The sequence below is a fragment of the Apilactobacillus quenuiae genome, assembly GCF_002994005.1.
In the GTDB taxonomy this organism is placed as follows: Bacteria; Bacillota; Bacilli; order Lactobacillales; family Lactobacillaceae; genus Apilactobacillus; species Apilactobacillus quenuiae.
The window spans coordinates 16,996-29,138 of the sequence record NZ_POSN01000006.1 but is presented as its reverse complement, the minus strand read 5'-3'; the positions used below and the strand labels follow the sequence as shown (position 1 = coordinate 29,138).

General features: G+C 26.5%; 13 protein-coding genes. 8 read left to right on the top strand and 5 right to left on the bottom strand.

From position 1 onward, the window contains the following. The first annotated feature begins 494 nt into the window (after nucleotides 1-494). A complete protein-coding gene (locus C7N44_RS07530; protein WP_105957306.1) occupies nucleotides 495-839 on the top strand; it encodes a hypothetical protein in 345 nt (114 codons plus the stop codon). Nucleotides 840-1,269: 430 nt separating this feature from the next. Here C7N44_RS07530 and C7N44_RS07525 read toward each other — a convergent pair whose 3' ends face one another. The 3 genes from C7N44_RS07525 to C7N44_RS07515 form a co-directional block, all read right to left on the bottom strand. Then, the gene (locus tag C7N44_RS07525; RefSeq protein ID WP_105957305.1) at nucleotides 1,270-1,371 is read right to left on the bottom strand and encodes a putative holin-like toxin; all 102 of its coding nucleotides are present in this window, start codon (nucleotides 1,369-1,371) and stop codon (nucleotides 1,270-1,272) included. An 853-nt stretch (nucleotides 1,372-2,224) separates the two neighbouring features. Continuing rightward, nucleotides 2,225-3,985, bottom strand: a complete 1,761-nt coding sequence (locus C7N44_RS07520) for a reverse transcriptase domain-containing protein (protein ID WP_157945073.1) — start codon at nucleotides 3,983-3,985, stop codon at nucleotides 2,225-2,227. A gap of 34 nt (nucleotides 3,986-4,019) precedes the next feature. Continuing rightward, nucleotides 4,020-4,928 carry a MarR family transcriptional regulator gene (locus C7N44_RS07515; protein WP_105957303.1) on the bottom strand — a complete coding sequence of 303 codons (909 nt, stop codon included), beginning with the start codon at nucleotides 4,926-4,928 and terminating at the stop codon, nucleotides 4,020-4,022. A 597-nt stretch (nucleotides 4,929-5,525) separates the two neighbouring features. Here C7N44_RS07515 and C7N44_RS07510 point away from each other — a divergent pair. From C7N44_RS07510 to C7N44_RS07495, 4 genes are all read left to right on the top strand, one after another. After that, nucleotides 5,526-6,416, top strand: coding sequence for a ParA family protein (locus tag C7N44_RS07510; RefSeq protein WP_225362965.1), 891 nt, complete (start codon nucleotides 5,526-5,528; stop codon nucleotides 6,414-6,416). Then, nucleotides 6,416-6,724 carry a hypothetical protein gene (locus C7N44_RS07505; protein ID WP_105957301.1) on the top strand — a complete coding sequence of 103 codons (309 nt, stop codon included), beginning with the start codon at nucleotides 6,416-6,418 and terminating at the stop codon, nucleotides 6,722-6,724. Before C7N44_RS07510 ends, C7N44_RS07505 begins: the two co-directional genes overlap by 1 nt. A 551-nt stretch (nucleotides 6,725-7,275) precedes the next feature. Further along, on the top strand, nucleotides 7,276-7,785 hold the full coding sequence (locus C7N44_RS07500; protein ID WP_105957300.1) for a hypothetical protein: 510 nt from the start codon (nucleotides 7,276-7,278) through the stop codon (nucleotides 7,783-7,785). Nucleotides 7,786-8,300: 515 nt separating this feature from the next. Beyond that, on the top strand, nucleotides 8,301-8,762 hold the full coding sequence (locus C7N44_RS07495; RefSeq protein WP_105957299.1) for a hypothetical protein: 462 nt from the start codon (nucleotides 8,301-8,303) through the stop codon (nucleotides 8,760-8,762). Between the two features lie 609 nt (nucleotides 8,763-9,371). Here the strand turns inward: C7N44_RS07495 and C7N44_RS08050 are convergent. Beyond that, nucleotides 9,372-9,641, bottom strand: coding sequence for a hypothetical protein (locus tag C7N44_RS08050; protein WP_157945072.1), 270 nt, complete (start codon nucleotides 9,639-9,641; stop codon nucleotides 9,372-9,374). Nucleotides 9,642-9,669: 28 nt separating this feature from the next. After that, a complete protein-coding gene (locus tag C7N44_RS07490) occupies nucleotides 9,670-9,912 on the bottom strand; it encodes a hypothetical protein (RefSeq protein WP_105957298.1) in 243 nt (80 codons plus the stop codon). A gap of 327 nt (nucleotides 9,913-10,239) precedes the next feature. Between C7N44_RS07490 and C7N44_RS07485 the strand changes: the two genes are divergently transcribed. The 3 genes from C7N44_RS07485 to C7N44_RS07475 all read left to right on the top strand — a co-directional run bounded on the left by C7N44_RS07485 (nucleotide 10,240) and on the right by C7N44_RS07475 (nucleotide 12,138). Then, a complete protein-coding gene (locus tag C7N44_RS07485) occupies nucleotides 10,240-10,770 on the top strand; it encodes a hypothetical protein (RefSeq protein ID WP_105957297.1) in 531 nt (176 codons plus the stop codon). A 16-nt stretch (nucleotides 10,771-10,786) separates the two neighbouring features. After that, nucleotides 10,787-11,035 (top strand): hypothetical protein, encoded by a 249-nt coding sequence (locus C7N44_RS07480; protein WP_105957296.1) that lies wholly within the window; start codon nucleotides 10,787-10,789, stop codon nucleotides 11,033-11,035. An 827-nt stretch (nucleotides 11,036-11,862) separates the two neighbouring features. After that, the gene (locus C7N44_RS07475) at nucleotides 11,863-12,138 is read left to right on the top strand and encodes a hypothetical protein (protein ID WP_191983106.1); all 276 of its coding nucleotides are present in this window, start codon (nucleotides 11,863-11,865) and stop codon (nucleotides 12,136-12,138) included. The last annotated feature ends 5 nt before the right edge of the window (nucleotides 12,139-12,143 follow it).

Genomic DNA, 12,143 nt, shown 5'->3' with positions numbered 1-12,143 from the left:
GTACAGTGTATTAAACATCGTACCTACTTTTAAGAGAATAACATCCAAACGGGAATGCTAAAACATAAAGTCGTTTGTATTCAATAATAATAAAAACAAGCCCGCAAAACTTTATTATTGAATACTTCTTTAGTATATATGAATATGGAAATTATTAACTTCAAAAGTTCTGTGTATTAACATCAAACAGTATATCTATGTAATGCAGTCATTAGTGTAATTGCATTTTTTATTTAGCTAAAATAAGTTAGATATTATATGAAAAACACCCGCAATTAAGTACCAAATAAAATCAGCACCCGAACATATAAAATCTATCAATGAATCTTTAGTATCTTTTTTCATATTGATCGCCTCAAATAAATAATAACATTAAGCTAAAAATACAAAAAGTACCTACTAACTAAATTAACAGCTAGTAGGACTTTTTGTTTTTAATCGAATGCTATGTCCTATCAGAATCATAACAAGAGGAAGACATTCAAGAACAAAAGATGGTTTATATTGTCATCATAATTAAAGAAAATGAATATTTAAATTTAGTTCAATTGGATTTTATTACACAGCAAATGCCACCTTTCGCAGTTCAAACAAAAGATAATTTAGTTTATTGTGATCTAATTGAACACTTGTTATTGCATGTTTTAATTACTAAAGAAAGCAACGTAAAATTTGGTTACCCAGGGTTAGCTGTATTTTTAGTTGCCCGAACTATAGATTGGTATATAAAAGATTTAGTTACTCCCAGAAATTGGGAAAGAAATTGTTACAATAAATCCTATCTTAAGAAAGATGAAGTAAAAAAATTAATAAATTGTGTTCATGACTTTTTAGAATAAAAAAATGCCACTAAATTAATAGTGACATTCCAACTCAAGCTTGAATGCTTGTTTTTTTCGTTGAACTTAAGTGTATCATATATGAACTAATGTATTATCTTATATTAAATATTTTCATTAGCAGAAGCTACTAATCCATTTCAAATCAATTAGTTAAATATGAATTTAAATAATTGATACAATGAATTTGTGGAAGTTTTACTTATTTTTGAGCTTTCACTCTTCATAATCACACCCATGATGTTCTTTATTGTGGGGGGTGATTTTTTATTCTTTAAACTAGCAAATAAAATAATATATGGTATACTATATTTGTAAACAAAAAGAAGCCCTGCTTCAACAGGACTTCCAAGTAGGACCGTTTAAGACGGTGGCTACTATCAGTTAATAATAATTACTAGTAACCGCTAGCTGACCAGAGCCAAGGCGGTTATTTTTTTGATTGTTTAACAATCTCAACAACTAATGCAATGAGAGCAACTATAAAAGTGCCAAACATTAACATCAATTGTAAAGCGTCTGCAACAGACACTTCGGCAACTCCTTTCTCTAGGATAGATGAAGAATATAGTTATAAAACCATACGCACCACTTCCTTTGGAGTAGCCACCGCCTTAACTTCCCTACTAAAATTATTATACAGGATAAAAATAAAGAATGCAGTACAAAATGTACCACATTCTTTATTAATTAACATTTGAACATTGCTGAAAGCTTAAAATCTAATTCGAACATAAATTGCATAATTAGAAAAATCCTATCTTTTTAAAGTAGGATGTAACTTAATTATAGCAATCATATAAAATTATTAATTTCAATTATTGTGTATATTTTTATCAAAGAAAATAATTATAGTTACTTACATAATTTATGATAATATTTATTATGTTATTCTCCTAAAAGTAGGCACAACGCATTAAGCATTGCACCTACTTTTAGGAGAATAACATCCAAACGAGAATGCTTAAACATAAAGTCGTTTATATCCAATAATATTCAAAACGATAATAGAAAATTTTATTATTGAATACTTCTTTATTATATAAAAATATACAAAGCATTAACTTCAAAAGTTTTGTATATTAATATCAAATATTATACTCATGTCATACTAGACATGCATGGGAACATGCACTTCTGATAATTCATGGTATTTAGACAGTCGTTAATTTAACTGTCTTTTTTATTTGTCTAAAATATATTAGATATTATATGGAAAATGCTTGCAACTAAGTAACAAATTAAATCAACAACAGTCTTTCAATGAATCTTTAGTTTCTTTTTTCATATTAATCGCCTCAAATAGATAATAACATTAAGCTAAAAATACAAGAATACCTACTAACTAAATTAATAGCTAGTGGGTATTCTTATTTAACAATTATTTAAGATTGTTTTAGCAAAAATTCAATTATTCCCAATCTTTGCCAAAATACTTGATTATTTTTAGTAACGAAAAGCTGCTTTAACTCTTTGCAAACATTTCTATTGCTTACTATCCATAATTTTGCAATTGGTAACCACCATTTTGTTTGAGAAACTTCCTGTACTTTTATATCATTTCCTATATCCAAAATATCTAGTATTAGTCTTTCAATTCTACAATTTGTTTTTTTACTATTACGCTTTAAAAAAGCAGTTAATACTAATACACTCATTTTTTTATTTAATCCTTTATATTTGGTGAAAGCTTTACTGGTTTCATCTACGTCACCAATATTAGCTATTACATAAAAGTACCATGTTTCCAAGTCTGTATCAGAAAAATTTTCCTCAATATATGGCATTTCTTCAACTAAAAGATTCCAAATTTTATGTTTCATTTTATAAGTATTGTCAGCAATAACTTTAATTAACATATATATTTTAGATGAAAGAATTGGTTTAACGTAAGTTATTTTTATTAAAAACATTACAAATGATATTACTAATTCATTATCATTGAATCTAATATTATTTGTAATTATTTGTTTTGTTAATAATGTTAGTATGGATTTTACTGTAGGTAAATCATCTTTATTAATTAATTGAGATAACATCTCTCTTAAATTTATATAATCCTTAAAATAAAAAATTGTTTTACCGATAGTTAGACTTTTTATCAAAGGATACTCATTTAGATGTGCCTGTCTTTGTAATTCAAAACCTTTATATATTTTTATCTTAGAATTATTAATTAATAATTCATAATTTCTAAACAATTTATTTAAATGCTTTTTTAATAAATCAAGATCAGAATATCTTCGAGCATAAAATCTGTAATCATCAACGTATCTTGTAAATGTTATATCCATACTATTTACATCAATCATATTATTTATTATCTCATCTAATGACAATTGAAGTAATTCTGCTGAAATCTTAGAAGATATAGGCCCCTGAATTATACCTTTTGTATGATTATCATTTATCTTTTGATTATATTCATCTAGCCATTGAAGATAGATTTTTAATTTTTTATGATTACTACCACTAAAAATATTACTATCACTTATTTGAGATAATAAATGTGTATAGATATTACCAAAAAAATTACTTAAATCTATTTCTAATATGTATGGATATGTCTTTTCCATCTTAAATCTTTGTAGTTTACTTTCTTGAAAAAATTTATTTGTGCCATTGTACCCAATATAACCAATTGCTTGATCATCATTTACTCCTTGTATATCACCATCATTTTCTTCGTATATCATAGCTGAAACCATTCCATTTCTTCCTATTATGGGAGATTCAGAATTATGAGTTATACCATTCAAACGTTCATTTTTTGAATATAGTTCATTTAATCCAAATTCAGAAATTAATATACTATTTTTCATAAACATTAAAGAGTGTTTTATATTTGGAATTGCCATAGGTCTCCATGAATCATCTTTTTTTATTGTAAAAAATTTTATTGACTCAGCTGCCCAATTATTACCATATATATATTGTGGTGGCTTAACTTCATTAGATAAATTATCTATAAATCCAGAAAAATTTTTATTATATTTAAATATAGTTTTTTTATCTTCCTTAGATTCTTCATATAATTTCATACATGAATCTTTACTTAATATTTCATCAATTAAAGGTGGCAATTGAGTTGCAAACATTCCATGTAAAAGAGTGTAAACATCATTATACAAAATTTCATCTTCCAAAACATTCATCTCACATATATTAAATTTTCGACTATTATTTATCCAACTGAATTATTGGAATTCTAAAGTCCTTAGTATTCTTAGATAGCTTGGCGTGGCGTTCTATGCTCATATATCCACCCACAGCATCTGTAAAGAATTCATGCAAAGCCTTAGTTATATATCCAGCAACATTTTTAATGCTCTTAGTGCATCTAGTCTTGATAATTAGAGATTTCATAAATTCAGTTAATTCTGGCATTAAGCTAATATTATTTTCAAATCTTAGTGCATCTTTAGCTTCTGGTTTCCCATTTTGTATTAACTTAGCAATTACTGTTTTCTTAGCCTTAAAAATTAATTGTGCGTAGTTATATAGAACCCCGGTATTTTCAGAGTATTTAACCAATATATTAATTAAGTCATGACCAAAACAAGCTTTTTGTTTTAGTGAGTCTACTAAATTTTGCATACGATCAAAACCAGAAATATGAATTTGTTTATTTTCTTCGTTGCCAATCTTAGTCTTAGGTATTTCAATTTGCTTATTTTTTGATGATTTACTTGTTACATCTGTTTCATTTGTAAATGATTGTTTAAAGTTAGTTTGATTCTGGTTGCAATTTGCGTTTTCCAGAGTCGCATTTTGCTGTTTGGTATCTAAGTTTAAATCATAGTATTTTGGCAAAAAGTAAATGTTAGCTGCATTTCTTTGACGTTTAACAATAATCCAGCCTTTGTCTTCTAAAATTCTTAAAGTTCTAGTGATTGTATCGACAGAAACATTTATTTTTTTAGCTAATGATTCACGCATGCATTTCACAAAAACCATTCCGTTTTTGATCCATCCATTTTTTACACTTAAGTTTCCATAATCATATAAATGTGTTGCTACTGATGATGCAGTTGGATTTAAACCATCCTCTTCGAATGCTACAAAATTCTTTGTAAATTGATTGTTCATTGTGACTATCTCCTTTGGTTGAGATAGAAAAAAGGGTGCAAGTAATTTATTTACTTGCACCCTTTCAATTATGTATTGTCATTGAAATTACTCCAAAAAAGTTATATAATTAATTCATAATCGTTGGTTGTTTGTAGCAATCAACTAAACTAATTAAATAAAAATTCTTTTTTAGAGCGTAAGGTAAGCAAGTAGGTTAGGTACTTGTTAGCTGATAAGTTGTTACTGTCAATAACTTCCTATCAACGCTCTTTTTTCTATGCATTTATTTTTAAGCATCAGCCTTTTGGTTGGTGCTTTTTATTTATGCTTATAGAATACCCTTAGAATAATTGGTTGTCAAACTAACTAATAATTACCCTTTTTACTAAATTTACTAAAAATACTCAATTTATAATATTTACTAAATTGAGTAAGCCTAATTCCATAAATGCTAATTTAATAACATTTGAAAAAAATAATTACACTATATTTTTACTAAATTTACTCATTTGCCTAAATTATTAACATTTAACAAATTTAGTAAATTATATACATTTACTAGTTTCTATAAATAGTGTTAAAATATTGTTTAAATAATAAATGGTGGGGATAATTATGCAGAAAAAAGAAATAGTAGAAAAAAATAAAATAAATTCAATTATCAATAATATAAAGTCGAATAATGAAGCTACCACAATATTAGTTGGTAATCAAAAAGGTGGTGTTGGTAAGACAACTAACTCATGCTTGATTGCTTACACTTTAGCAAATATGGGTATCAAAACTTTAGTTGCTGATTTGGATCCACAAGCTAACTCTACAAAAATGTTAGTTCTTACCAGAGATAATGTTAAAGATGATTTAACTATTTTGAATAAAACTATTATGAGTGGAATAGAAGATAACAGTTTGGAAAATTTACCAATTAATATAATGGATAACTTGGATTTGTTACCATCTCATGTAGATTTTAAAGGTTTTCCAAAATATATATATAAAAATACTGATAATGATTATGATGAGGATCATGTACTTGAACCTTTATTTAAGCCACTTAAAAAGAAATATGATGTAATTATTTTAGATACCCCGCCATTATCTAAAGAAATTAATGATAATGCTGTTATCATGTCAGACTATGTATTGATTAGTTTACAAACCCAACAAGGTAGTTTAGATGGTGCAACTGATTATATTAACGATACTTTAATTCCGCTTGTTCAAGAATATAATTTGAAAGATATAGAAGTAGTGGGACTTTTGCCTATGTTGACTGATGACAGAAATAGAGTTGATAACGAAACTATTGAAAAAGCTTCAGAATCGTTTGGCGAAAAAAATATGTTTAAGAATGTTATTAACCAAATGGCTAGAATAAAACGTTTTCCTGTATTAGGCATTACTAACGATAATATGTATGAACATAGAATTATGCATAAGTATCAATTAGTGACTAACGAATTAATACTAAGAATTGGATTATTTATGTCAGGGAGTGAAAAATAATGAATCAATCAATGGGAATTTTAAATGGCGCTAATAATAGAAAGCCAGGAGCTATTAAACCATCTAACTATAAAGAAGAAAAAAAGCATTCTAATACTATAAAAAAGAGTAAACAAAAAACATCCAATCAAAAACATACAATTAAAATATCAGATGAATTATATCAACATTTAAAAATTGTTAAGGATATTAATAATGAAAAATTTGACTATCAAGCAATCGAATTATTAATTGATAACTATATTAATAATGCTCCAGAAGGCGATAGAAAGCTTTATAAACTATTAGATGCTAAAAATAGTAAATAGTATAAATTAAGTAAATTTACTAAAATTATACTATTTACTAAATTTCCCTTTTTAGTAAAATTACTTAATTGTATAAAAACTAATTATGTTAATTAACTGATAAATGTCATAATATATTTTATACTTCAATTGTTAATAAAAAAGAAATTCTGTTAGAACATGACTTTAAAGTAAAGTCGTTTAAAAGATGGTGACATAAGTTGTTAACAACTATTTAAGCTATCCTATAATCTGCCAAAGATTTTTAAAGGGACGGTTTTTATTTTTTCTTATGAAAAGAGGACATTCCTATTTGCTTAGGATGTCCTCTTTTTTGTGTTATTTTTTTCAACTAAACTTTTATATTTGGTCCTTTTTACAACAGAAGTACAAACTTACTAATTTATTGAAAGTTTCAGCAACAGATATGCATGGAGTGTTTTCCGTAGTGATTATACATAACACCTTAAGAGAAGTGTTAAGGCGTTTACACAAAAATATCATATCAAACCTGTTAAACTAACTAAGACTATTATTTAAAAGTTAAATTTTTCAGATAAAGGGGGCAATGAATGATTAATAGCAATTGGAAAGAAGTTATTGAATTAATTGAGAGTTTAGAAAAAAGATATGGTTCAATTAAGAATGTTCCAGCTAATGATATATCTATGCTTAAAATTCAAAAATTAGTAAATGCCAATATGCCCAATGAAAAAGAATTAAACACTATTAATAGTATTGATGAAGAATTAAAGACTTATAATCCATATGTTAAAAGAATTGAAACGATGTTGAGGTATGGATATTCGATATCTGAAATTGCTGAAAAAGAAAATACAAGTGTTGGTTCTATAAACGGATTTATTGGAAGATTTCACTTAAAATGCCGATATTATCGTGCAGAAAAGAATGGTGTGATATTAGCAGTGGAACTTACTAAATATAAAGTAATGGAAAAACTATATAAAGACAATTTGATTAGTAAACTACCTAAAAATTCAGGTGACTATAATAAATGTTTAAAAAAACATGATATTAAGGTAACTGAATTTAATAAAATTAGAAAAGTTAAATTACTGTAGTTAGGAGTGATTATTATAAAAAAATAACTTATTGAACAAGCAATTTTAATTTTATATTAAGACCAAAAACAACATAAGATTGAAAAACAAAGTAGTTAGTGGAAATTAATGCTACTCAATTTTTTGAGACTATTAGCTCAATACCTAATAGATTAGATTAACAACTGTATACAAATATTGGAATTTATTCAATAATATCTAGACATTTGGTATATTAAGATTGATATTTTTCATGAAAAAAGATGTAGCGTTGATTAATTTTTATGAAAATTTTTTTACCTAAAGATTCAATAAATTAATTTATACTATATTTAATCTTTTAAACATTATAATTATATAGAACCATTTCAAATAATAATTACTTTCAATTTTTTGTCTATATAAGCCGTTGCGGTTTATATATTGTGTTAAGACTATTTCTGATAGATAGTATGAAGAACTCAGTCAACAATGACGATATTTAGGCGTAATGTTATAATATTTTCAATTATTAATTATGGAGATGCGTATAATATATGTCTTTAATATTTTTCTTAATGCTAATCGGATCATTCATTTATATAATCTATCTTTCAACAAAAAGAAAAAAGAATCTTGAACAAATTGCTGATTCTTTATCCTCTGAAGATAGATCAAGATGGAACTTCTATACAAAGTCTAGAAAAATTGCTACTATTTCAAACGTTAGCTTAGGAATATTTATGGGAATGTCAATTTCCATCATTATAGTTGCGTTCCTTTACAGTTTGAAAATATACGTTATATGTTGGATATTATTCTTTATAATACTAGCTTTTCAGTTTGCTACAGTATTTGCTAAACGTCTTTTGCAAAACTATAATGATTTTATAGGAATTAATTTAGATTTATTTAATAAAAATACAAAGTCATTTAAGATAATTCAATATGTAATCATTGTTTTATTTGATATTTTATTAATGTCATTTTGCTATGCAATCTATTTATTTTATAAATAATTTTGTAATAATTGCTAAATTTAGACTTTGTGAAGCCCCCTTCACAAGCTACGAATTCACAAAATAAATTGTGAAAATTGTATTTGACAAATGAGAATGAGTTTTGCGTGCCTAAATATCAAAATAAATTGCAACAAACCAGTTTTTATTGACAACTTTTAACAAGCTATAAACGTTGCGATAACAATGCTTCAAGCAACTTCAAAACAACAAAATAAGCCTTGTGATTATCTTAAATCACAGGGCTTTTTGAAATTGTAACTAAAATGTAATATTTATTTTTTATTCATATTATCTGACATTAGCAAAATGATAATTATTGTAGTGGAAATAATATTTATTACTATTATTGGAAATAAAAAGAATATATAAATATCAAATATTATTAAAAGCAATTGATACATTATTTTATTTTTATTTTTTTTAAATGTGCTTGTACAAATCATTTGAAACACAAGCGCTATCAATAAAATAAATAATGAAATGTAATATATTATAATATTGGCATTGACCGTGTAATAAAGGGTATTTAAAGAAAATAACATATTTATAATTAAGAAAAATAATAATATTGAATTGAGAATTATGTTTATAATGTTAACTGAATTTTTAATCATAACTTGTTATTTGATGTAGACATGTTAATTTAAAGTCTTTGCTAAAGTACTTTGTCAAGACATGAGGCCTTATAACATTATATGCATTAGTAATATCTGCTGTTAGTCCAAGTACTTTACTCCATGGATCAGACCAGCCAGATGAGATCTTACTAGTAGCGCCTTTATAAAAAGAAAGGTAAACATATTTTGAGCAATAGCTAGTTAATGTATTATATACATCAGGTGTGATTGCATAAAATGGATTTCCATTATCATACATATTATGCCAAGCATATGTTGATGCATCGTCAGCATAATAATGATGGGATCAATGATTTTTTCATATTTTGAAAGAATTGATTATAAGGGGTGTATTCATCGGTTATTATGCCCTTTGATTTACCTTGATTGTAGAGCCTTTGTATTTCATTATTTGTTTCTTGCTCATTTTTACCAGTTATATTGTCAGCATGTGCTGCAACTCCGCTAAAAGTGCTTGCAAATATAGTAACTGTAAATGCCGCGCATAAAATGCGTTTAAAGTTTTTCATGTATTTAAGTCTCTCCTAGTGATTATTTTAATTTTGTAATACAATTATCACTTATCAAGAACAATTTCAAATAATACGCTTATTAATTATGTTTATCAAACGCAGAAATTAAGCTACATAATGAAAGTATTATGAAAGCGTAGGGGTAGCTAAACACATTGCTTATGAGCGATTAATATACCAACTGTTTTGATAATATTTTTAATAAACAAAATATTTTTAAGAAATTTTTAAGTTTTTTTCATAATACCATAAAAATATGTTTTACAGAACTCCTCGTGAGTTCTTTTTTTATACATAAAAATCAATCAAAGGTGGTGATATAACATGGCAGTAGAAGCAGATACAATTAAGCCTCCATCATGGAAACAGCTATTCGCTGAGACCTGGTGGTTACATCCTAAATATAAACATAAAACAGCATTCATCGCTGATGGTTCCATTCGTACAGGTAAGACTATGTGGATGTCACTAGGATTTGTGCAATGGGAAATGAACCAGTTTAATGGTTTCGACTTTATCATGGCTGGTAAGACTATCATGTCTCTTCGTAGAAACGTGATTAAAGGCTTGATTAAACGATTACGTGGGCTTGGTTATGTAATTACCGATAAGAAGTCTGAGAATATGCTCATTATTACTTTAGGTGACGTCACTAATCCATTTCACTATTTTAAAATTGAGTGGATTGACGGCAGAACTAAAAAGAATGCAATTAGGCTTCACTTTAATATGCAAGATAATCCTATTCTGACTAAAAAGGATATTGAAGATGCATCCAATATGTACACAGGTGCTTTCTATGAACGCTATATCTTAGGTAATTGGGTATCAGCAGACGGACTGATTTTACCCTAACTTCAATAGAGATAAGATGGTTGCTAATTCTATTCCTGATGGTGTACAACTAACTAAAAGTCTAATTTCAGTCGATTACAGTATTTATCACCCAATGGTCTTTGAAAAGTGGCAATTAGGTACTAACAGAGTTTGGTATTGTACTGATTTATACTACTTTTATGGTTCTAAAGCACAAATTCAGAAAGATGGCCAACAATATGCTAATGATTTTGATGCTTTCTGTCGCGACGTTAATCCTGTTGTCATTGTTATTGATTCATAGGCTAGTTATTTTATTAATTTCAATTACTATGTATATATTTATCAAATAAAATAATTATAGTTGTTTATCTGATTTATGATAGTATATTTTATGTTATTTACAATAAAAATAGGCACAATGCGTTAAGCATCGCACCTACTTTTAGGAGAACAACATTCAAACGGGGAATATTGAACATTGACACGTTTGTATTCAATAACAAAAACAAACCTTTAGAATCTTTATTATCGAATACTTCTCTATTATATAAAACTATACAAACTTTTCATTTCAAATGTTTTGTATATTGGTATCAAATAATGTACTTATGTTATATTAGAGTCATGCATTTCCGATAATTCATAGTATTAGGTAGTCATTAAGTTGACTGCCTTTTTATATATAACAGCCACTAAATCACTATGGACTTAATAATTTATGAAATATCATATGTCAAGATCAAGTAGAAAGATTTTTCTGAGTGAAAATTGCCATTTATGATCAGATTATATGATGGATTGAAAAGGTTTGAAGATGATTTTTGATTTATTCTCTAAACTTTTATCTTAGATATGTCCATTTTTTATAAAACTATATAAGCTCTTTAAAATAAATTAGAATTCATATTGACTTTATAATTATGTGAATATAATGTACTAATAACATATTTTAATAATTATCTAGTAGCCTAACAATCATTACGGAAGTCAATCAATATAAAATAATATATTTTATGCTATAACAAAGTTTTAAGATATAAGTTATTGATAAACAATGTTATAACAATACATTATTCTGCAGCAGTCGTATGCTTTTTAATATATCAACAATAATGAGGACGTGATTGAATGATTAAAGATGAATATATTAAGGTTAAATGGCAAGAAGGAACTATTAAAGAAGTGGGGGTTAATGGTTGTCAAGTAATAGATGTGCTTAAATTTGTTAAACAACATTTAAATAAGTTAGATGAACAACAGCCGCGTCCAGAAAACAAATTCACGATTACATCTTTAGATAATGCCATTCATTATCAAGAGATGCGATATCATAATTATGAAAAAGCCTCTTCAATAAATAATGTTGAGGGGGCTTTTGATAACAATAAAAAATATATGAAATAAGGTAT

Bases quoted from the DNA above. Each gene is read 5' to 3' on its own strand.
- C7N44_RS07530 (WP_105957306.1), top strand. From the start codon at position 495: ATGGTTTATATTGTCATCATAATTAAAGAAAATGAATATTTAAATTTA.
- C7N44_RS07515 (WP_105957303.1), bottom strand. From the start codon at position 4,928: ATGAACAATCAATTTACAAAGAATTTTGTAGCATTCGAAGAGGATGGT.
- C7N44_RS07510 (WP_225362965.1), top strand. From the start codon at position 5,526: ATGCAGAAAAAAGAAATAGTAGAAAAAAATAAAATAAATTCAATTATC.
- C7N44_RS07505 (WP_105957301.1), top strand. From the start codon at position 6,416: ATGAATCAATCAATGGGAATTTTAAATGGCGCTAATAATAGAAAGCCA.
- C7N44_RS07500 (WP_105957300.1), top strand. From the start codon at position 7,276: ATGATTAATAGCAATTGGAAAGAAGTTATTGAATTAATTGAGAGTTTA.
- C7N44_RS07495 (WP_105957299.1), top strand. From the start codon at position 8,301: ATGTCTTTAATATTTTTCTTAATGCTAATCGGATCATTCATTTATATA.
- C7N44_RS08050 (WP_157945072.1), bottom strand. From the start codon at position 9,641: ATGTATGATAATGGAAATCCATTTTATGCAATCACACCTGATGTATAT.
- C7N44_RS07490 (WP_105957298.1), bottom strand. From the start codon at position 9,912: ATGAAAAACTTTAAACGCATTTTATGCGCGGCATTTACAGTTACTATA.
- C7N44_RS07485 (WP_105957297.1), top strand. From the start codon at position 10,240: ATGGCAGTAGAAGCAGATACAATTAAGCCTCCATCATGGAAACAGCTA.
- C7N44_RS07480 (WP_105957296.1), top strand. From the start codon at position 10,787: ATGGTTGCTAATTCTATTCCTGATGGTGTACAACTAACTAAAAGTCTA.
- C7N44_RS07475 (WP_191983106.1), top strand. From the start codon at position 11,863: ATGATTAAAGATGAATATATTAAGGTTAAATGGCAAGAAGGAACTATT.